The organism is Cupriavidus campinensis (assembly GCF_905397395.1).
In the GTDB taxonomy this organism is placed as follows: domain Bacteria; phylum Pseudomonadota; class Gammaproteobacteria; order Burkholderiales; family Burkholderiaceae; genus Cupriavidus; species Cupriavidus campinensis.
This window is the reverse complement of sequence record NZ_CAJPVH010000051.1, coordinates 1-20,679: the sequence shown is the minus strand read 5'-3', so window position 1 is coordinate 20,679 and position 20,679 is coordinate 1. Positions and strand designations below refer to the sequence as shown.

General features: G+C 66.1%; 15 protein-coding genes. 5 read left to right on the top strand and 10 right to left on the bottom strand.

Going from position 1 to position 20,679, the window contains the following annotated elements:
- Positions 1-34 precede the first annotated feature (34 nt).
- On the bottom strand, positions 35-1,603 hold the full coding sequence (locus KHO18_RS22235; protein WP_211943920.1) for a methyl-accepting chemotaxis protein: 1,569 nt from the start codon (positions 1,601-1,603) through the stop codon (positions 35-37).
- Between the two features lie 219 nt (positions 1,604-1,822).
- Between KHO18_RS22235 and KHO18_RS22230 the strand changes: the two genes are divergently transcribed.
- On the top strand, positions 1,823-2,680 hold the full coding sequence (locus KHO18_RS22230; RefSeq protein ID WP_144200754.1) for a sterol desaturase family protein: 858 nt from the start codon (positions 1,823-1,825) through the stop codon (positions 2,678-2,680).
- Between the two features lie 45 nt (positions 2,681-2,725).
- Here the strand turns inward: KHO18_RS22230 and typA are convergent, their stop codons facing one another.
- Entirely contained in the window at positions 2,726-4,546 is a 1,821-nt protein-coding gene (typA, locus tag KHO18_RS22225; RefSeq protein ID WP_144200756.1) for a translational GTPase TypA, read from the bottom strand.
- A 194-nt stretch (positions 4,547-4,740) separates the two neighbouring features.
- Here typA and KHO18_RS22220 point away from each other — a divergent pair, with 194 nt between their 5' ends.
- The 4 genes from KHO18_RS22220 to KHO18_RS22205 all read left to right on the top strand — a co-directional run bounded on the left by KHO18_RS22220 (position 4,741) and on the right by KHO18_RS22205 (position 9,870).
- Positions 4,741-5,280, top strand: a complete 540-nt coding sequence (locus KHO18_RS22220; protein WP_144200758.1) for a MarR family winged helix-turn-helix transcriptional regulator — start codon at positions 4,741-4,743, stop codon at positions 5,278-5,280.
- A gap of 92 nt (positions 5,281-5,372) precedes the next feature.
- Positions 5,373-6,875, top strand: coding sequence for an efflux transporter outer membrane subunit (locus tag KHO18_RS22215; RefSeq protein WP_144200760.1), 1,503 nt, complete (start codon positions 5,373-5,375; stop codon positions 6,873-6,875).
- 61 nt (positions 6,876-6,936) lie between these two features.
- The gene (locus KHO18_RS22210; RefSeq protein ID WP_144200762.1) at positions 6,937-8,202 is read left to right on the top strand and encodes an HlyD family secretion protein; all 1,266 of its coding nucleotides are present in this window, start codon (positions 6,937-6,939) and stop codon (positions 8,200-8,202) included.
- Between the two features lie 60 nt (positions 8,203-8,262).
- Complete coding sequence (locus KHO18_RS22205; protein WP_244844994.1) at positions 8,263-9,870, top strand: DHA2 family efflux MFS transporter permease subunit; 1,608 nt, start codon at positions 8,263-8,265, stop codon at positions 9,868-9,870.
- 21 nt (positions 9,871-9,891) lie between these two features.
- On the opposite strand, the gene KHO18_RS22200 is transcribed toward KHO18_RS22205, so the two are convergent.
- From KHO18_RS22200 to rluB, 8 genes are all read right to left on the bottom strand, one after another.
- Positions 9,892-11,076 carry an MFS transporter gene (locus KHO18_RS22200; protein WP_211943919.1) on the bottom strand — a complete coding sequence of 395 codons (1,185 nt, stop codon included), beginning with the start codon at positions 11,074-11,076 and terminating at the stop codon, positions 9,892-9,894.
- Between the two features lie 121 nt (positions 11,077-11,197).
- Positions 11,198-11,995 (bottom strand): putative Ig domain-containing protein, encoded by a 798-nt coding sequence (locus KHO18_RS22195; protein ID WP_244844991.1) that lies wholly within the window; start codon positions 11,993-11,995, stop codon positions 11,198-11,200.
- 294 nt (positions 11,996-12,289) lie between these two features.
- Entirely contained in the window at positions 12,290-13,240 is a 951-nt protein-coding gene (truB, locus tag KHO18_RS22190) for a tRNA pseudouridine(55) synthase TruB (RefSeq protein WP_211943917.1), read from the bottom strand.
- Between the two features lie 72 nt (positions 13,241-13,312).
- On the bottom strand, positions 13,313-13,684 hold the full coding sequence (gene rbfA / locus KHO18_RS22185; protein WP_092289589.1) for a 30S ribosome-binding factor RbfA: 372 nt from the start codon (positions 13,682-13,684) through the stop codon (positions 13,313-13,315).
- A 63-nt stretch (positions 13,685-13,747) separates the two neighbouring features.
- Positions 13,748-16,642, bottom strand: coding sequence for a translation initiation factor IF-2 (gene infB / locus KHO18_RS22180; RefSeq protein ID WP_144200772.1), 2,895 nt, complete (start codon positions 16,640-16,642; stop codon positions 13,748-13,750).
- A gap of 82 nt (positions 16,643-16,724) precedes the next feature.
- Positions 16,725-18,200 carry a transcription termination factor NusA gene (gene nusA, locus KHO18_RS22175; RefSeq protein ID WP_144200774.1) on the bottom strand — a complete coding sequence of 492 codons (1,476 nt, stop codon included), beginning with the start codon at positions 18,198-18,200 and terminating at the stop codon, positions 16,725-16,727.
- Entirely contained in the window at positions 18,197-18,685 is a 489-nt protein-coding gene (gene rimP / locus KHO18_RS22170; RefSeq protein WP_211943925.1) for a ribosome maturation factor RimP, read from the bottom strand. Before rimP ends, nusA begins: the two co-directional genes overlap by 4 nt.
- Positions 18,686-19,024: 339 nt before the next feature.
- Positions 19,025-20,679 (bottom strand): 23S rRNA pseudouridine(2605) synthase RluB (gene rluB, locus KHO18_RS22165; RefSeq protein ID WP_211943916.1); only part of this gene is annotated, 1,655 nt, incomplete at its 5' end.

The window sequence follows — 20,679 nt, the reverse complement described above, 5'->3', positions numbered from 1 at the left end:
GTTCGATTTTCAGAATCGTCTCAACGGACTCGGCTCAGGCCATCCGGAAGGCGGCCATAAGACCCGTCAGCCGCTGCGCCTGATCCTGGAGCGACGCCGCCGCGGCGGCAGCCTCCTCGACCAGCGCCGCGTTCTGCTGCGTCATGCCGTCCATATGGGACACCGCCACGTTCACCTGCTCGATGCCGCGCGACTGCTCGTCCGATGCCGCGCTGATGCCACCGATGATGTCGCTCACGCGTCGTACTTCGTCCACGATGTCCTGCATCGCCCTGCCCGCCCCGTCCACGAGGGAGGTGCCCTCGCGCACGCTGGACACCGACGCGCCGATCAGCCCCCGGATCTCCTTAGACGCCGCCGCGCAACGCTGAGACAAATCTCGAACATCGCCCGCCACGACGGCAAAGCCGCGCCCGTGCTCGCCGGCGCGGGCAGCTTCCACGGCGGCATTGAGCGCCAGGATGTTGGTCTGGAATGCGATCTTCTCGATTACCTCGATGATGTCGACGATCCTGTTGGCGCCGGCGTCGATGGCGCGCATGGTGTCCACCACGCGCGAAACCGCCGCGCTGCCGCGCTCGGCCAGCGTCTGGGCGTTAGTCGCCAGCGAGGTGGCGTCGCGCGCGCTATCGGCGTTGTGGCGCACGGTGCCGGTCAGTTGCTCCATGCTCGAAGCGGTTTCCTCGAGCGACGCGGCCTGCTGCTCGGTGCGCTGCGACAGATTGGCGTTGCCGCTGGCGATCTGCGCGCTGGCGGCGGCGATCGAGTCGGCGCCACCGCGCACCTCGCCCACCATCTCGCGCAGCCGGGCCTGCATGCGGCCGAGCATCCCCAGCATGCGACTCGTCTCATTCCTGGCGTGCTCGTCAGCCATCACGCCGGCATCGTCCCGGTGCGCGGTGCCGAGGTCGCCGTCGGCGATGCGGGCGAAGCGAGCAATGGCCACATCGAGCGGCCGGACGATGGAAACGCGCAGGCGCCACGCCACCACGGTGCTGAACACCAGCCCCACAGCCAGTACGGCAAGCGAGAGCGTCAACAGCCGACCGTAACGATCTTGAGAACGTTCGTACACGGCCTTGGCGCTTGCCACCTGCAAGCGCCCCAGTTCCGTGTTGACGGCCGTGAACTGGATATCGAGCTTGGGAATCGTGTCCATGACTGCCGTCATCATCGCGTCGCGGTTGCCAGCGTGGAGCGCGGCAATCATCGGCGCCACACCCTGCGCGAACAGCGCCTGGCGGCGGGCCGATACGGCCTCGGTGGCACGCGTCTGTTCCTCGTTGCGAGGAATCTCAAGATACGACTTCCAGGCCGCGTCGGACTGGCGCGCGAAGTCCTGTGCCGTGGCGGAGCGCGCCTTGGCGTCGGCCGGGTCGGTGGCGAAAGCGGCCTGATCCAGCAGCACGCGCACCAGCAACTGGTTGGACCGCGCTTCGGCCAGATACGTCGCAGCGGCAAGCTGCTGCTGATAGACCTGGCGCGTAGCATCGTTGCTGCGCGACATGCCCAACCAACCAACGCCGCCGACAATCAGCAGCAACAAATTCGTGACAATCGTGAGGAGCCACAGCCGGGCTCCGATCGTAGTGTTGCGAAACATGGGGGCGACTCTCCGTAACGTGAAAAGCGGCCACTCCTCCCTGGCCGCTCACGCAATGACGGCGCGCCCGCGCGAACCTTGATGCATCGCGATGGATAGTCTGTGTTGCAGATTTGTGATGATGTGCGATAGGCGACCCGCACGCGTACGATGCGGCACCTGGCGGCGTATGGAGGAAGCCCTCCACGCAAAAACCTTAAGAATGTGCACACTTGCGCCATGCACGCCACGCCCCCCCAACCCGCCGGATTCGATCCCGGCCTGATCCTGATGGCCTTCGCGCCGGTCTTCCTGCTAACCATCGGCTGGGAGGCTTGGTACTGGGCGCGCCGCGACCCCGCTGTCTACAGCTGGCGGGACACGCTGTCCAACGCCAGCCTCGCGCTGATGCACCAGGCGTCGGATGCCTTCTTCCTCTGGCTGCTGATCCGCACGGTCTACACCTGGTGCTACGCGCACGGCCTGCGCGCGGTGCCGGAGACGTGGTGGTCCTTCGCGCTGCTGCTGTTGCTACAGGATTTTCTGTATTACTGGTTCCACCGGGCCAGCCATCGGGTGCGCTGGCTGTGGGCCTCGCACGTGGCGCACCACTCGTCGGAAGGCATGAATTTCTCAACAGCGTTCCGGCAGAGCCTGACCTACCCGATCTCGGGCATGTGGCTGTTCTGGATTCCGCTCGCGTTCATCGGATTTACACCAGATTGGGTGATCCTGGCCGTCGGCCTGAACCTCGCGTTCCAGTTCTTCGTCCACACCCGGCTGGGCCGACGCTGGCCGCTGGTTGAGATGGTTCTCAACACGCCGTCGGTGCATCGGGTGCACCATGCGAAGAATCCACAATATATCGACCGCAACTATGCGGGCGTGCTGACCGTTTGGGATCGCCTGTTTGGCAGCTTCGTACCCGAGGAGGCCGCTCCCGAGTACGGCATCACGCGGCAAATTCGCACGCACAACCCGCTGACGCTCACCTTCCACGAATGGCGCGATATGTTCCGGGATGCCTGGCACGCGCGCGATCCGCGCTACTTCTGGAAGCCGCCCGAGTGGCGCAGCCCCAAACACGTTGAACCATGAAAAAACCGCGCTCGAGGGCGCGGTTTTTTCTGGGGCAAACCGTTTTTACACGGTATCGCGCGAGGCACGCTTGCGCTCGTGCTCCTTCAGGTGGCGCTTGCGCAGACGAATGCTCTTGGGGGTGATTTCCACGAGTTCGTCGTCGGCGATGAATTCCACCGCGTATTCCAGCGACATCTGGATCGGCGGCACCAGGCGCACGGCTTCGTCGGTACCCGAGGCGCGCACGTTGGTCAGCTGCTTACCCTTGATCGGGTTCACGACGAGGTCGTTGTCGCGGCTATGGATGCCGATGATCATGCCTTCGTACAGCGCATCGCCCGGCTTCACGAACATGCGGCCGCGATCCTGCAGCTTCCACAGCGCGTAGGCCACGGCGTCGCCGTCGTCCTGCGAGATCAGCACGCCATTGTGGCGCTCGCCCAGGCCGCCTTCGCGCACCGGTGCGTAGTCGTCGAAAATGTGGCTGATCAGGCCCGTGCCGCGCGTCAGCGTCAGGAACTCGCCCTGGAAGCCGATCAGGCCACGCGCCGGAATGCGGTACTCCAGGCGGGTACGACCCTTGCCGTCCGATGCCATGTCGAGCAGTTCGCCCTTGCGGCGGCCCAGCTCTTCCATGACGCTGCCCTGGTGGCCGTCTTCCACGTCCACGGTCAGCAGCTCGTACGGCTCATGCTTCACGCCGTCGATTTCCTTGAACACCACGCGCGGACGCGACACGGCCAGCTCGTAGCCTTCGCGGCGCATGTTTTCCAGCAGGATGGTCAGGTGCAGTTCGCCACGGCCCGACACTTCGAAAATCGTGTCGTCGCCGGTTTCGGCCACGCGCAGCGCCACGTTCGACTTCAGCTCGCGGTCCAGGCGCTCGCGCAGCTGGCGGCTGGTCACGAACTTGCCTTCACGGCCGGCCAGCGGCGACGTGTTCACGCAGAAGTTCATGGTCAGCGTGGGCTCGTCCACCTTCAGCATCGGCAGGGCGTCCTGGGCGTCCGGCGCGCACACGGTGCAGCCGATACCCAGTTCCTCGATACCGTTGATCAGCACGATGTCGCCGGCTTCCGCCTCGGGCACGATTTCGCGCTCCAGGCCACGGAACTTCAGCACCTGGTTGATACGACCCTTGATCGGGTTGCCTTCCGGGCCGAACTTGACCACCACGTCCTGCAGCGACTTGGCGCGGCCACGCGAAATGCGGCCCACGCCGATCTTGCCGACGTAGCTCGAGTAGTCGAGCGAGATGATCTGCATCTGCAGGGGACCGTCCGGGTCGTCGTTACGCACCGGCACCTTGGTCAGCACGGTCTCGAACAGCGGCTTCATGTCGCCGTCGCGCACGTCTTCGGTCAGGCCAGCGTAGCCGTTCAGGCCCGAGGCGTAGATCACCGGGAAGTCGAGCTGCTCGTCGTTGGCGCCGAGCTTGTCGAACAGGTCGAAGGTCTGGTTGATCACCCAGTCAGGGCGTGCGCCGGGACGGTCGATCTTGTTGATCACGACGATCGGCTTCAGGCCGAGTGCGAGTGCCTTGCGCGTCACGAAACGCGTCTGCGGCATCGGGCCTTCCACGGCATCGACGAGCAGCAGCACGCCGTCGACCATCGACAGCACGCGCTCCACTTCACCGCCAAAGTCGGCGTGGCCCGGAGTGTCCACGATATTGATGTGCGTGCCGTTGTATTCGACAGCACAGTTCTTCGCGAGGATCGTGATCCCGCGTTCCTTTTCCAGGTCGTTCGAGTCCATCACGCGCTCAACCATTTGCTGGTTTTCGCGGAAGGTACCTGCCTGGCGCAGGAGCTGGTCGACCAGGGTGGTCTTGCCATGATCGACGTGGGCGATGATGGCGATGTTACGGATGGCGCGGGTCATTGCGGCGTCCCCTTGACGCGGAGCGTTCGAAAAATTAACCCGACATTCTAGCATGCTGCGGCGCAAAACGCTCTGCTGCGGATCGACCTTCTATGTTAGCCGTCGTTGCGATTCCTGCAATGACGAATTTCCGTTCTTGCGGATCGTGGATCACATGCATATATTTGCCACAGCAATGATTGCAGCGACAAACAATGAGTGCCCCTGACAACACTTCCACGCCTGCCTCCACGCCCGCCTCGGCCGGGCCAGACCTGTTCGATCCGGCCAGCTACGAACCAGGCTCAAGCGTGGGCTACCTGCTGGCCCGGGCCAAGAACCTGCTCTCCCTCGGGATCGAGCAGGAAGTAAGTGGTCTTGACATCACACATACCCAGGCGAGCTGCCTGATGATGTTGTCGACGGGGAGCGCCCGCACGGTGACCGACCTCGGGCGTGGCCTGAATACCGATGCCGGATCCATCACCCGCCTGCTGAGCCGGCTTGAAAAGCGGGGACTGATCGTGCGCACGCGGCGCGACGATGATCGTCGCGTGGTGGACCTGTCGCTCACGGCGGAGGGCGAAGCGATCGTCGCCAAGCTGCCCGCGGTCTTCTGCAATGTGATGCGACGTCATTTCGTTGGCTTCAGCCAGGCGGAGATCGACGTACTGCGCGGCATGCTGCACCGGGTCATCGACAACGGCGGCGGCCAGGCTATCGGCGCCTGCTGGACGGACCGCGACGGCGGGTAGTCCATCCCCTGCACATCCGCCCTTTCGCACGTTTTCCGGATCACCACGCGCCACCGTCCTGGCGACACGTCTAAAGAAGAAGTCAGATCGATATGCAACCCGTTTCCTCCTCCGCACCGATCTCCTCCGCACCCCGCCGTCTGGGCGCCCTGGCCCTCACGGTCATGGCCGCGGCCGTGCTGGCCGGCTGCGCGGCACTGGGTGACTCGCGCAGCACCCAAAATCTGGCCGAGCCGCAGGCGCAGGCGCTGGCGTCGCCGCAGACCTTTACCAACGATCACGGCCAATGGCCGTCGCAGGACTGGGTCGATCAGTTCCACGATGCGCAACTCCGCGCGCTGGCCGACGAGGCCGTCAAGGACAATCCTAGCCTGCAGGCCGCGCTGGGCCGCGTGGCGGCATCGCGCGCGCTGGCCGAGGCCACGCGCGGTGCGCTGTACCCGAGTGTGGATTTCGAAGGCAGCATCGTGCGCCAGCGGTTCTCCGAAACCGACCTGTTCGAAGGCACGCCGCTGGCGGGCTCCTGGCAGAACCAGTCGCGCCTGCAGATGGGCCTGTCGTGGGACCTCGATTTCTGGGGCAAGAACCGCGATGCGCTGGAAGCCGCCCTCTCCGACGACCGCGCCATGGAAGCCGAGAGCCAGGCCGCACGCCTGATCCTGACCACGTCCATCGCCCGCAACTACAACCGGCTGGCCGCGCTGTATGCGCAGCGCGATGTGGCCGAGCGCGCCATCGCCCAGCGCCGCGACCTGACCGACCTCTCGCGCCAGCGTCTGGCTGCCGGGCTCGATACCCAGGTCGAGACCACGCAGGCGCGCGGCACCGTGGCCGCCGCGCAGACCGACCTGCAACGCGTGGAAGAGGAAATCGCCCTCGCCCGCAACCAGATTGCCGCGCTGCTGGGCAAGGGCCCGGACCGCGGCCTGCAGATCGCCCGCCCCACCCTGCTCGCCAACGCCACGCCGCTGCTGCCCGATGACCTGACCATCGGCCTGATCGGCCGTCGTCCGGATGTGGTGGCGGCGCGCTGGCGCGTGGAGGCGGCATCCAAGGACATCAGCGTGGCGAAGAAGGAGTTCCTGCCCGACGTGACGCTGACCGCGTTCGCCGGCGTGGCCTCGCTCGATCCGTCGAACCTGCTGATGGGCATCAGCCGCACCTTCGGCATCGGTCCCTCGGTGCGGCTGCCGGTGTTCGAAGGCGGCCGGCTGCGCGCCAACCTCAAGGGCAAGAACGCGCAGTACGACATCGCCGTGGCGAACTACAACCAGACGCTGGTCGATGCGCTGCGCGAAACCGCCGACACCGTGACCAGCATCCGCAGCGTGGACACCCAGATCAAGACCCAGCGCGAGGCACTGGACCTGGCCGAGCACGCCTACGCGCTGGCCACCACGCGCTACAAGGCCGGCCTCGGCACGCAGCTGACCGTGCTCAACGCTGAAAGCAACGTGCTCCAGCAGCGCCGGCTGGCCACCGACCTCCAGGCACGGCGGCTCGATTTGCAGATGGGGCTGATGAAGGCGCTCGGCGGCGGCTACCAGGGCGAAACGCCCGACACCGCGCAAACGCCGCGCGCCGCCCAGGGCTGACCAAGCGCCCACCCGCCGACTCCCGACAATCCGTCAAAGACTACGCAAAAAGACAGACATCATGAGCAACACTCCCCAATCTGCCGCGCCACAAACCCCGGTCCCGTCCGCCGACAACAATGGCAAGCGCCGCCGCCTGCTGGTGGCGCTGACCGCCGCCGTCGTCGTGGCCGGGCTTGGCTATGGCCTGTACTGGGGCGTCTACGCGCGCCATTTCGAGAACACCGACGATGCCTACGTAGCGGGCAACGTGGTGCAGGTCACGCCGCTGGTGGGCGGTACGGTGATCTCGATCACCGCCGACGACACGCAGCTCGTCACCGCCGGGCAGCCGCTGATCCAGCTCGACCGCGCCGACTCCCAGGTGACCATGGAACAGGCGGAGGCCCAGCTCGCCCAGGCCGTGCGCGAAGTACGCACGCTCTATGTGAACAACGGCTCGCTCTCCGCCAACGTGGCGATGCGCCAGGCCGACGTGGCCAAGGCGCGCGACGACCTGCGCCGCCGCCAGGCGATTGCCGGCTCGGGCGCGGTGTCGAACGAAGAAATTTCTCATGCGCAGACCGCGCTGAAGGCCGCCGAATCGGCGCTGCTGGCCGCGCAGGAGCAACTCGCCTCGAACAAGGTGCTGACCGACCAGACCACGGTTGAGAAACATCCCAATGTGCAGCGCGCCGCCGCGAACCTGCGTTCGGCCTACCTCGCCTTCGCGCGCTCGACGATGCCCGCGCCGGTCACCGGCTACGTGGCCAAGCGCTCGGTGCAGGTGGGCCAGCGCGTGAGCCCTGGCACGCCGCTGATGGCCGTGGTGCCGCTGGACCAGGTGTGGGTGGATGCCAACTTCAAGGAAGTGCAGATCACGCATATGCGGATCGGCCAGCCGGTGGAACTGGAAGCCGATGTCTACGGCTCGAAGGTCAAGTACACGGGCCACGTGGCGGGCTTCTCGGCCGGCACGGGCTCCGCGTTCTCGCTGCTGCCGGCGCAGAACGCCACGGGCAACTGGATCAAGGTGGTGCAGCGCCTGCCGGTGCGCATCGCGCTGGATCCCCAGCAGCTGAAGGACCATCCGCTGCGCGTGGGCCTGTCGATGAACGTCACCGTCGACGTGCGCAAGGAAGAAGGCGGCGCGATGCTCAGCGCCTCGGCCGCCAAGCCGCTCGAGACCAATGTCTACGACAAGGTGGCGCAGGACGCCGACGAACTGATCGCCCGGATCATCGCGCTGAACAACGGTGGCCGCACCTCGGCCGCGCCGCAGGCAGCCCCGGCCGTGACCGGCAAGGCGGGCGCCGCGGCGGCCGTGGCCAAGCCGGCCAATACGTAATTGTCTGATTCCCCGATTTCCGGATTCCCTGTATCCCTGATTCCGCACGGCTGACCGCTCATGGCTAATTCCACCACCGCCACGCCGGGCGCAGGCGCCTCGCCGGCACCGGCACCGGCCAAGGCGCCCACCGCGGCACCACCGCCGCTCACCGGCGGCAAGCTCGTGATCGGCACGATCGCGCTGTCGCTGGCCACGTTCATGAACGTGCTCGACTCGTCGATCGCCAATGTGTCGATCCCGGCCATCTCGGGCGACCTTGGCGTCTCGCCCAACCAGGGCACCTGGGTCATCACCTCGTTCGCGGTGGCCAATGCCATCTCGGTGCCGCTGACCGGCTGGCTGACCACGCGCTTCGGCGCGGTGCGGCTGTTCGTGCTGTCGATCCTGCTATTCGTGGTCTCGTCGTGGCTGTGCGGCGTGGCGCCGAACCTCGAGACGCTGCTGGCCGCCCGGATCCTCCAGGGCGCGGTGGCCGGGCCAATGATCCCGCTCTCCCAGTCGCTGCTGCTGGCCAGCTATCCACCGGCCAAGAGTTCGATGGCGCTGGCGCTGTGGGGCATGACCACGCTCGTCGCGCCGATCATGGGGCCGCTGCTCGGCGGCTGGATCTCGGACAACATGACCTGGCCGTGGATCTTCTACATCAATATCCCGGTCGGCCTGGGTGCCGCATACGCTACCTGGGCGATCTACCGCGAGCGTGAAACGCCCACCAAGACCCTGCCGATCGACCGCATCGGGCTGGCGCTGCTGGTGATCTGGGTCGGCTCGATGCAGCTGATGCTCGACAAGGGCAAGGAGCTCGACTGGTTCCACTCCAGCGTGATCGTGGCGCTGACCGTGATCGCCGTGGTGGGTTTCCTGTTCTTCCTGATCTGGGAAAACTACGAGAAGCACCCGGTGGTGGACATCCACCTGTTCAAGGGCCGCAACTTCGCCGCCGGCGTGGTGGCCATCTCGGTGGCGTACGGGCTGTTCTTCGGCAACCTGGTGATCCTGCCGCTATGGCTGCAGACCATCGTCGGCTACACCGCCACGGACGCCGGCATCGTCATGGCGCCGGTGGGCATTTTTGCGATCATCCTGTCGCCGATCATCGGGCGCATCCTGCCCAAGGTGGACGCGCGCTGGGTGGCCACGGGCGCGTTCATCACCTTCGGCATTGTCAGTTTCATGCGGGCCGGGTTCACCACCGGGGTGGACACGCGCACGCTGATGATTCCCACGCTGATCCAGGGTGCGGCGATGGCGCTGTTCTTCATTCCGCTGACGTCGATCATCCTGTCCGGCCAGCCGCCCGAGAAGATTCCGGCGGCGTCGGGGCTGTCGAACTTCGTGCGGATCACGTTCGGGGCGATCGGGGCGTCGATCTCGACCACGGTCTGGGAAAACCGCTCGGCGCTCCATCACGCGCAGCTGGTGGAGCAGATCAACCCCTACAGCGCCACCTACACCGAGCAGCTGCACCACCTGATGCAGATGGGCATGACGCAGGCGCAGGCCATCGGGCTGATGGAGCGGAACATCTCGCTCCAGGCGTCGATGCTGGGCGCCAACGACATCTTCTGGATCTCGGGCGTGCTGTTTTTCGTGCTGATCGGCTTTGTCTGGCTAACCAAGCGCAGCCAGGGCGGCGGCGGGGCCGAAGCGGCCGGCGCGCATTGACCCGCCACTGAGCGCGCGCCGCTATCGACGCTCCGGCGGCGATGCGGCGCTGACGGGCGGCACCATCCGCGTGCCGCCCTGCCACGCAAACGCGGCCGGCAACGCAGCGGCGCCCCCCCAGGCGAACACCGGCAGCCAGGGCAACCAGCCCGCCAGCGGCGCGGTGGCGCCGGCAGCCAGCATGGCGATGCGCGCCAACGCCGCCAGGGCCGCGAGCGAGAACACCAGCCCGACGAAGCGCCCTTCCCGCCCCACATGGCCGGCATCGGTCGCCGCATTGACCACCGTGCCGAAGACCATCGCCCACAACACCCCCGCCAGGCCCTGCGCCAGCAACACGCCCGGGAGCGTGGAGGCCGAGGCGAAGCCAACCAGCGTAAGCGCCCCCAACAGGGCCGATGCCAGCAGCAGCACGGCAGCCGGCACGCGCTTCAGCCATGGCGCCTGCGGCAGCAACACGCCAAGGACAAAGCCCACCCAGAAGGCCGGCATGTAGCGCACCAGTTCCGTGGCCGGCGCGAAGCGGAGATAGGTGGCGCCGGAATTGATCGCGGTGTGGATCTGGAAGCCGAACGCCAGCAGCCACGTGGCGGCGAAGAACATCCACAGCGCCGGCATGGGCGCGGGCGGCATGCGGCGGGCCGGAGGAGCCTCGCGCGGCGGCAGCTCGATCCAGCGCAGTGCGACCACCGCCACCATCAGGCCGACACTCGCCAGCACGAACGGCACCAGGGGCGAGGACTGGCGCAGCGCAGCCGTCAGCATCGGAGCCAGCGCCCCGGCCAGCCCGATGCCCAATATCGACCAGGAAATCAGCAATGGCGTGGCGGAGCGTTCGAGGCGACGCGCGATGATGACCATCGGCGGCGCGCGCAACGCGGACGAGGTGGCGGCCCAGAGCGCGGTCAGCCCCACCAGCAGCGCCGGCGAAGTCGCCGCCGGCAGCAGCACGAAGGCCACGCCGGAGACGACCGAAATCGCCAGGATCCAGACACCCAGCCGGTGCATGGCGTTGGCCATGCGGTCGGCGGCGATGCCCATGGCGCTGTCGGCGATGACGAAGATCGCCTGATCCATCAGCAGAATCCACGCGACCTGCGCCTTGCCGATGCCGACCTGCGCGGCGAGTTGCGGCAGGAAAGCCACGTAGAGCGTCCACGTCACGGCCAGCAGGCACTGCACCGCGCAAAAAATCAGGCAACGCATGGCTCCCACCGCTGATCCGTGGCTGGTGGGTCAAGGATAGGTCATGGGGGCCCGGGGCCTGCGTGGCGGACTGCGTGTCGTTACCGCCACTTCCCGAGAACACCGTGGGTGTAGCTGAAGCCTAGCTGCCCCGCGCCGTGATCGAGATTCGTACCTGCGCCTGCGCGCTACCTGCGACATTGCGGGCCGTGACCGTGTAGACCGCCTGCGACTGCAAAACCGCCGGCGTGCCAGCAATCACGCCGGTTTGCGCATTCATGCTCAAGCCCGCCGGCAAAGGGGGGCTGACTGCATATGCTGTGACCGCACCGCCAGTCACCACGGGGGTGTTGGGCACGATGGCTTCCGCCACAACGTAGCGGGCCGAGGGCGTGCTGAACGCGAGGCTGGCCGGTGCCACGGGGGCGGCCTGCACGGCGATACGCAATGCGGTGGTGGTCTCGCCTGCCCCGTTGCTGCCCGTGACGGTATAGCTCGACTCTGCCGCCAGGGCGGTCGGCGTGCCGGTGATGGCGCCGGTCTGGGTATTGAATGCCAGTCCGGCCGGCAGCGCCGGCGCGATGCGGAACGTGGAAATGGGGCCGCCGGCGCTGGTGGCCGTATTCGCCGTGATGGCTGTGCCGACGGTGTAGATGACGGCCGACTCGCGGTAAGCCAGCCCCGAAGGCGCCGCCTCAGTGTTGCGCACCTCGATCTGCACCCGGGCTGTAGCGCTGCCGGCGGCGTTCTCCGCGGTCACTACGTATACTGTTACGGCGCTGACTGCTGTGGGCGTACCGGCAATCACCCCGCTGGCCGCGTCGAGCGTCAGCCCCGCCGGCAAAGCCGGCACCACGGTATAGCGCGTCACGGCGCCGCCGCTGACGCTGGGCCGATTCGGGACGATCGGCTGGCCGGCTTGGTAGATCGCCGATGTCATGGTGTAACTCAGCCCGGCCGGTGCCTGGACACTGCCGTCGTCTTCATCGGTGACACACCCCGACAGCAGGGCCGCACAACCCAGAAAGAGTATCGCCAGCCACGACCGGGCAGACGACAGAACTGCATACGGTGCGCGCAGCGCGGCACCGAAGGTTCGGAATGACATGGACTACCCCGCAAGTTGTTGTTTTTATTGCGGCTCTGACCGCTCGCCGCGCTGATGCCTACGGCATCACGGCGTGAATATACAACACGTCCACGGGCGTATCGTCTAAGGCTCCCCGCCCAGTTTTCAGATCTTTACGAGCCGTTCCGGGCGCAGCGCGCCTTCTCGCATCCGGGCCACACCCAGCAGGCGGGACGGCTCGCCGCCGTACACGCGCGCCAGGGTCTCCTCTTCCAGCGCGATGCCTTCGGGCAGGTCGCGCAGGGCGATGCGCTGGCCCTGAAGGAACCGCGCCATCGCGGCGTCGTCGAGTTGCACGGGCACGCAGCGCTGCAGCAAGGCGTCCACGGGCGCAAGCAGGGTCGGACGGATATCGTCGGATTGCTGGTCGATCTGCTCCAGCGTCACCGCGCCGTCGAGCGTGAGGTCGCCCACCGCCGTGCGGCGCAAGGCGGTCAGGTGGCCGCCGCAGCCGAGCGCTTCGCCGATGTCCTCGCCCAGTGTGCGGATGTAGGTGCCCTTGCTGCAACGTACGCGCATCGTGAATTGCGGCGGATTGGCGTCGATGGCCACGTCGAGCAGTTCGATTGCATGGATCGTCACCGCCCGCGCCGCGCGTTCGATGGTCTGCCCGGCGCGCGCGTATTCATATAGCGGCTTGCCGTCCTTCTTCAGTGCCGAGTACATCGGCGGCACCTGTTCGATCGGTCCTGTAAATCGTAAAACAGCCAAATCCAGTGCCGCGCGGTCGCAGGTGACCGGGCGTTCGGCAACGACTTCGCCCTCGGCATCGCCGGTGGTCGTCGTCATGCCTAGCCGTACCACGGCCTCATAGGTCTTGTCGGCGTCGAGCAGGTCCTGGGAGAACTTGGTCGCCTCGCCGAAACACAGCGGCAGCAGGCCGGTGGCCAGCGGGTCCAGCGTGCCCGTGTGGCCGGCTTTGTTGGCGCGCAGCAGGCGCTTGGCGCGCACCAGCGCGTCGTTAGACGACAGGCCCAGCGGCTTGTCGAGCAGCAGCACGCCGTGCACGTCGCGGCGTGGCAGCCGGGGCGGACGGGTTGCGGGGGAATCGGTCATTGCGGCGGGGGGAGAAGCGCGGCGCCGGAGCGGGTCCGGCGCGCGTCACAGAGGCGGAACGGCGCGACGGACTTACTCGTCGTCCTTGGCGCGCGTCGAATTGGCTTCGTTGATCAGCTTCGACATCTCGATGGCATGTTCCACCGACGTGTCGTGATGGAAATGCAGCGTCGGCACGGTGTGAATGTGCAGGCGCTTGAACAGCAGCGAGTGCAGGTAACCGGCCTTCTCGCGCAGGATACCGGCGGCCACCTCAGGCTCGGCGCCCAGCACCGTGAAGTAGACCTTGGCGTGCGCGTAGTCCGGCGTCAGCGCCACCGATTGCAGCGTGACCAGGCCCAGGCGCGGGTCGCGCAGTTCGCGCTGGATCATCTCGGCCAGTTCCTTCTGGATCTGGTCGGAAAGCCGCAGATTGCGGGAGGAGATATTGCCTTTCTTGGCCATTCAAACCTGTCTTGTGCCCAAAGTGAAAACGGCAGGCCGGAGCCTGCCGTCTTGCGTATCGCCTTACAGCGTACGCGCCACTTCGGTGATTTCGTACACCTCGAGTTGGTCGCCTTCCTGAACGTCGTTGAAGTTCTTGATCGACAAACCGCACTCGAAGCCTTGCTTGACTTCCTTGACGTCGTCCTTGAACCGCTTGAGCGAGTCCAGTTCGCCAGTGTGCACCACCACGTTGTTGCGCAGCACGCGCACCAGCGAGTTGCGCTTGACCATGCCGTCGGTGACCATACAGCCGGCCACGGCGCCAATCTTCGGTACACGGAAGACCTGGCGGACTTCCACCTGGCCGATCGTCGTCTCGCGCTTCTCCGGCGCCAGCATGCCGGACATCGCCGCCTTGATCTCGTCTACCGCATCGTAAATGATGTTGTAGTAGCGGATGTCGATGCCATTGTGCTCGGCCAGCTTGCGCGCGCCGGCATCGGCCCGCACGTTGAAGCCGATGATGACCGCCTTCGAGGCCACAGCCAGGTTGACGTCCGACTCCGAGATGCCGCCCACGCCGCCGTGCACGATCTGCACGCGCACTTCCTCCGTCGACAGCTTCTGCAGCGACTGCACCAGTGCTTCCTGCGAACCCTGCACGTCGGCCTTCACGATCAGCGGCAGCGATTGCACTTCGCCTTCGCTCATCTGCTCGAGCATCGTTTCCAGCTTGGCGGCCTGCTGCTTGGCGAGCTTCACGTCGCGGAACTTGCCCTGACGGAACAGGGCGATTTCACGCGCCTTGCGCTCGTCCGGTAGCACCAGCACTTCCTCGCCAGCGGCCGGCACTTCCGACAGACCCTGGATTTCCACCGGGATCGACGGACCCGCTTCCTTCGTCGGCTTGCCGTTCTCGTCAAGCATGGCGCGCACGCGGCCGTAGGCACTGCCTGCGAGCACCACGTCGCCACGCTTGAGCGTACCGCTGCTGACCAGGATCGTCGCGATCGGGCCCTTGCCCTTGTCCAGCTGGGCTTCCACCACCAGGCCCTTGGCCGGGGCGTCCACCGGGGCCGTCAGCTCCAGCACTTCGGCTTGCAGCAGCACCTGCTCGAGCAGGTCGTCGATGCCCAGGCCGGTCTTGGCGGACACCGGCACGAACGGCGAATCGCCGCCGTACTCTTCCGGCAACACCTGCTCGGCCACCAGTTCCTGCTTCACGCGGTCCGGGTTGGCTTCGGGCTTGTCGATCTTGTTGATCGCCACCACGATGGGCACGCCGGCAGCCTTGGCGTGCGCAATCGCTTCCTTGGTCTGCGGCATCACGCCGTCGTCCGCCGCGACCACCAGGATCACGATGTCGGTGGCCTTGGCGCCACGGGCACGCATGGCCGTGAAGGCCTCGTGACCCGGGGTGTCCAGGAAGGTGATCACGCCACGCTCGGTTTCCACGTGGTAGGCGCCAATGTGCTGCGTAATGCCCCCAGCTTCGCCCGCAGCCACCTTGGTGCGGCGGATGTAGTCGAGCAGCGAGGTCTTGCCGTGGTCGACGTGACCCATCACGGTCACCACCGGCGGACGCGGCAGCAGTTCGGCGTCGGTATGGTCTTCGCCATCCACCACCAGCAGCGCTTCCGGATCGTCCAGCTTGGCGGCAAACGCCTTGTGGCCCATTTCTTCCACCACGATCATGGCGGTTTCCTGGTCCAGCACCTGGTTGATCGTGACCATCTGGCCGAGCTTCATCATCTGCTTGATGACCTCGGACGCCTTCACGGACATCTTGTGCGCCAGGTCGGCCACCGAGATGGTTTCCGGCACGTGTACTTCACGCACCACCGGCTCGGTCGGCGCCTGGAAGTTGCTGCGGTCGTCGGCATGCTGCTTGCCGCCGCGGCCACGCGGGCCACCGCGCCAGCCACCCACGCCGCCCGACGTATCGCCGCGCGTCTTCAGGCCGCTGCCCTTCTTGCGCGAGCCTTCGTCCTGCCACGTACCGGTCTTGACCGGCTTGCCGGTCTTCTTGTCGACGGTGGTCGTGGCCGTGGTGGTGGTCGTGGCCGGTTTCTTCTCGTCCTTCTTGGCTTCGGTCGTCGCGCCGGCCGGCTTCACCGGCTTGTGCAGCGTGCCGGTCTGCTCGGCCTTCTTTTCCTCGGCCTTGCGTTCCGACGGCGCCTTCAGCACGCGGGCCGGGGCGTTCAGCATCTGCTGGATCGCACGGGCCTCGGCCTCGGCAGCCTCGCGGCGGCGGCGGGCGGCGTCCTGCTCGGCACGGGCCTTGTCGGCCGCGGCCTTCGCGTCGTCCGCATCCTTCTGCACCTGCACGCGCTCGGCAGCCACGCGGGCCTGGTCGTCCTCGGCCTTCTTGCGCACGGCGGCGTCCTCGACGGCGTTGTTCACCGCCTGGGCAGCCGCAGCCTCTTCCTCGGCCTTGCGGGCTAGGAGTTCGGCCTGGCGGCGCTGCTCGGCCTCGAGGGCTTCCTGGCGCGCACGGCGCTCGGCTTCCTCGCGCTCGGCGGCTTCCTGGCGTGCCTTCAGCTCGGCTTCCTGGCGCGCGAGCGCCTCGGCCTGCTGACGGCTTTCCTCTTCCTCGCGGCGCGCCTGTTCAGCGGCGGCTTCAGCCGCTTCGGCGGCGTCCACGCCATCGGCGTGTACATCCCCGGCGGCCTCGTCACGCTTGATCAGGACGCGCTTCTTGCGCACCTCGACCTGAACGGTACGGGTCTTGCCGGTGGAATCGGCCTGACGGATTTCGGACGTCTCGCGCTTGGTCAGCGTGATCTTCTTGCGTGCGCTGTCGTCGGCCTGACCGTGCGACCGCTTGAGATAATCAAGGAGTCGGGTCTTGTCCGATTCGGTGATGATGTCTTCCGGCGTCGCTTTGCCCACCCCAGCTGCCTGCAATTGTTCCAGCAGGGCAGCTGCGCTGCGGCTCAGTTCTGCGGCCAGTTGGGCAACTGTTGTGCTTGCCATTCAAACCCTTTCAATGCTCGGTTTCTACGTCGGGACAATCGTATGCGGAAAGCGCCGGGGCCCCTGGCCCCGTACGTGTCCCTCAGTTAAACCAATGTTCCCGTGCTTTCATGATCAGCGCCTTGGCTTCCTCATCCGCCACGCCGGCCAGCTCGACCAGTTCGTCCACGGCCAGTTCGGCCAGGTCGTCACGCGTGTGGATATTGCCTTCGGCCAGCTTGCCGATCAGCTCGGGGGTCAGGCCGTCGAGCGAGCGCAGGTCCTGCGACACCTCTTCCACCTTTTCTTCCCGGGCCAGTTCCATCGTCAGCAGCGCATCGCGTGCGCGGTTGCGCAGCTCGGTGACGGTGTCCTCATCGAAGGCCTCGATTTCCATCATTTCACTGATGGGCACGTAGGCAACTTCTTCCAGCGTGGAGAACCCTTCCTCGATCAGGATGTCCGCCACTTCTTCGTCCACGTCCAGCTTGGCCATGAACAGCTTGCGTACCACTTCGCTTTCCTCGGCCTGCTTCTGCGCCGATTCTTCCTGCGTCATGATGTTGATCTGCCAGCCGGTCAGCTCGGACGCCAGGCGTACGTTCTGGCCGCTGCGGCCAATGGCGACGGCGAGGTTTTCCTCATCCACCACCACATCCATGCTGTGCTTTTCCTCGTCCACCACGATGGACTGCACCTGCGCCGGCGCCAGCGCACCGATCACGAACTGCGCCGGGTCTTCCGACCACAGCACGATATCCACGGCCTCGCCGCCGATCTCGTTGCGCACAGCCGTCACGCGGGTACCGCGCACGCCGACACAGGTGCCGATCGGGTCGATGCGCTTGTCATGGGCCACCACGGCGATCTTGGCGCGCACGCCGGGGTCGCGGGCGGCTGCCTTGATCTCGAGCAGGCCCTGTTCCATTTCCGGCACTTCGTTCTCGAACAGCTTGATCAGGAACTCGGGTGCCGTACGCGACAGTTCGATCTGCGGGCCGCGCGCGGCGCGGTCCACATTGAGGATATACGCCCGCACACGGTCACCGGTACGGAGATTTTCCTTCGGAATGATCTGGTCACGGGCCAGCAGCGCTTCCACGCGCCCCGATTCCACGATCAGGCCCTTCTTGTCGGCGCGCTTGACCGTGCCGGTCATGACCTTTTCGCCACGATCCAGGTAGTCGTTCAGGATCTGCTCGCGCTCGGCGTCGCGGATACGCTGCAAAATCACCTGCTTGGCCGCCTGGGCGCCAATCCGGCCAAATTCCACGGACTCGATCTGCTCTTCGACGAACTCGTCGAGCTGGATGTCCGGATCCTGGTCGCGGGCTTCGAACAGCAGGATCTGCTTGTCCGGCTCCTGCAGGCCCTGCTCGTCGGGGACGACAAGCCAGCGGCGGAACGTTTCGTGCTCACCGGATTCACGGTCGATGGCGACGCGGATATCCACGTCCTCCTCGAAGCGTTTCTTGGTGGCCGAAGCGAGTGCTGCTTCGAGCGCACCGAATACCACATCCTTGTCGACGTTCTTTTCACGCGCAAGCGCATCGACGAGCAACAGAACTTCGCGGCTCATTGCTTGTTCCCTTTTCTTTGATTTCCCTTGAAGTCGATCACTGGCACGAGCCGTGCCTTGTCGACGTCGGATATGGCGAATTCCAGCAGTGCCGGGCCGTCGCGTCCTTCGAATTCCAGGCCGATTTTCTCGGCTCCGGCATCGCCAGTGGGTGTCTGGATGATGCCGACGAAATTCTTCTGGCCATTCACCGGGAGGCGCAGCGTGATCCTGGCCTCGACGCCGGCAAAACGGACGTAATCGGCCAGCTTCTTCAGCGGCCGGTCCAGACCGGGCGAGGACACCTCGAGGCGCTCGTAGTCGACATTTTCGACCGTAAGCACATGGGTAAGCTGGCGGCTTACCTTCTCGCAATCCTCAATGACGATGCCGGTTTCAGGCTGATCGATATAGACACGCAGCAGTCCGGCCGGGGCACGCTCAAGCTCAACCAACTCGTAGCCCATGCCGTTAAGGGTGGTTTCGATCAAATCTGCCAGATGCACTGTATTCCCGAAATAGTGGCCTTCAACACCATGGCAGACACCGGACAACGACTTCCGTTCTGAAACTAGGTTCTGAAACGAGGTTCTGAAACGAACCGCTGCCTTGCCTGCCCCGTCATCCCCGGCGCCGGCGTGGCGCAGTCGCGGCCACAAGCACAAAACGGGCGAACCAAAAAAAAATGGGCGCAATGCCCATCATTCGCCCATCCCCGCTAAGGATGACACTTTTGAATAGACTTTGATTATACGCGGATTATGTCCAAAAGGCAAAAGCCTGACGGGATCCGCGGGCAGCATCCAGGCCAGGGCGAGCCCCGGCCTGGATGCTGCCTGCCTGGGTTAGCGGTGACCGCCCCCCTGGTTGCCGCCGCGACCGCGCGGACGACGCGGGCCACTGGCATTGCCGCCACCCTTGGTTGCCTTCGGCATCACATTGCCGTTGGCCTCGCCACCGCCGCGACGCTGCTGGCCGCGCTGGCCACCCATGCCGCCACCGCCCAAACCACCGCCGCCGCCGAGGCCGCCGCGATTGCCACCGCGCCCACCGGCACCACCGCCACGCAGGCCACCAGCCGCGCCACCACTGAACTTGGTGGTGTGTGACGTCAGCGGCGCCGGGCCGGTCGGGATGTAGCCCATCGAGGTCTGCATCGGATCCGGCTGACCACGGCCGGCACCGCCGTTACCGCGCGCGCCACCCTTCTCATAGCGCGGCAGACCGTCCATGCCGGTGTGCATCGGCATGCCCGCGATAGCCGCCTCGGTGCGTGCCTTGCGGCCGCCCACCTTGGTGGCGCCCTTGCCGCCCTGCTCGCCCTTCGCCGGGGCTTTCAGGCCGATATTGGCCATCAGCGCACGCACGTCGGTCGGGTCCAGCTCCTGCCAGCGGCCACGCTTGAGGCCGCGCGGCAGCAGGAACTGGCCATAACGCGTACGGATCAGGCGCGACACGGTCAGGCCGACGGCCTCGAACATGCGGCGCACCTCGCGGTTGCGGCCTTCGGTCAGCGCCACGTGATACCACTGGTTCACCCCTTCGCCACCGCCATCGGCGATGCGCAGGAAGTTCGCCTCGCCATCGTCCAGCTGAATACCGTGCAGCAGCGCCTGGCGATCGGCCTCGGCCAGCTCGCCCAGCGTGCGCACCGCGTATTCGCGCTCCACGCCGTAGCGCGGGTGCATGAACCGGTTGGCGATGTCGCCCGAGGTCGTGAAGATCAGCAGGCCTTCGGTATTGAAGTCGAGACGGCCAACCGCCACCCACTTGCCGGCCTTGATGCGCGGCAGGCTGTCGAACACGGTCGGACGGCCTTCCGGATCGCTCTGGCTCACGATTTCGCCTGACGGCTTGTGATACAGCAGCACGCGCGGCGGCTTGGACGACACCTTGCGATGGATCAGCTTGCCGTTCACACGTACCTGATCGGTCGGCAGGATCCGCTGCCCGATGTGGGCCGGCAGGCCGTTCACCGAGACACGACCCTCGAGGATCAGTTGTTCCATTTCGCGGCGCGAGCCGAGGCCGCCTTCGGCCAGCACCTTGTGCAGCTTGGGCGCATCATCGTCGGCAGACAGTTCACGCACCGGCTTGGCCTTGGTGCGCGGCAACGCCATCTCTTCCTGATCGAATTGTTCCGAGATCACGAACTTGAAGACGTCCTCGGCACCGCCGGCAGGCTTGCCCGCCGGCTTGCCGCCCTTCGCGCCACGGCCCGGCTTGTCACCAAGGCGGTGCTCGGATTTCTCAGAAGGCTTGCCACCTGCGGCACCCGCCTGACCCTTGCGCTGGCCCTGACCACCCTGGCCACCTTGGCTACCCTGACCGCGCTTGTCGCGCCGGCCGGGCTGCTGGGCTGCTGGCTTGTTGTCGCCATCGACCAGCGCGGCCTTGCGCTGGGGCTGCTGGCGGCGCTTGCGCACGCCGGCGCCGTGCGGCTGCGCGGACTGGCCGTCGGCGTCACCCGCCTCGGCACGCGGTTCGCGGACGTCACCGG

Bases quoted from the DNA above. Each gene is read 5' to 3' on its own strand.
- KHO18_RS22235 (WP_211943920.1), bottom strand. From the start codon at position 1,603: ATGTTTCGCAACACTACGATCGGAGCCCGGCTGTGGCTCCTCACGATT.
- KHO18_RS22230 (WP_144200754.1), top strand. From the start codon at position 1,823: ATGCACGCCACGCCCCCCCAACCCGCCGGATTCGATCCCGGCCTGATC.
- typA (WP_144200756.1), bottom strand. From the start codon at position 4,546: ATGACCCGCGCCATCCGTAACATCGCCATCATCGCCCACGTCGATCAT.
- KHO18_RS22220 (WP_144200758.1), top strand. From the start codon at position 4,741: ATGAGTGCCCCTGACAACACTTCCACGCCTGCCTCCACGCCCGCCTCG.
- KHO18_RS22215 (WP_144200760.1), top strand. From the start codon at position 5,373: ATGCAACCCGTTTCCTCCTCCGCACCGATCTCCTCCGCACCCCGCCGT.
- KHO18_RS22210 (WP_144200762.1), top strand. From the start codon at position 6,937: ATGAGCAACACTCCCCAATCTGCCGCGCCACAAACCCCGGTCCCGTCC.
- KHO18_RS22205 (WP_244844994.1), top strand. From the start codon at position 8,263: ATGGCTAATTCCACCACCGCCACGCCGGGCGCAGGCGCCTCGCCGGCA.
- KHO18_RS22200 (WP_211943919.1), bottom strand. From the start codon at position 11,076: ATGCGTTGCCTGATTTTTTGCGCGGTGCAGTGCCTGCTGGCCGTGACG.
- KHO18_RS22195 (WP_244844991.1), bottom strand. From the start codon at position 11,995: ATGACATCGGCGATCTACCAAGCCGGCCAGCCGATCGTCCCGAATCGG.
- truB (WP_211943917.1), bottom strand. From the start codon at position 13,240: ATGACCGATTCCCCCGCAACCCGTCCGCCCCGGCTGCCACGCCGCGAC.
- rbfA (WP_092289589.1), bottom strand. From the start codon at position 13,684: ATGGCCAAGAAAGGCAATATCTCCTCCCGCAATCTGCGGCTTTCCGAC.
- infB (WP_144200772.1), bottom strand. From the start codon at position 16,642: ATGGCAAGCACAACAGTTGCCCAACTGGCCGCAGAACTGAGCCGCAGC.
- nusA (WP_144200774.1), bottom strand. From the start codon at position 18,200: ATGAGCCGCGAAGTTCTGTTGCTCGTCGATGCGCTTGCGCGTGAAAAG.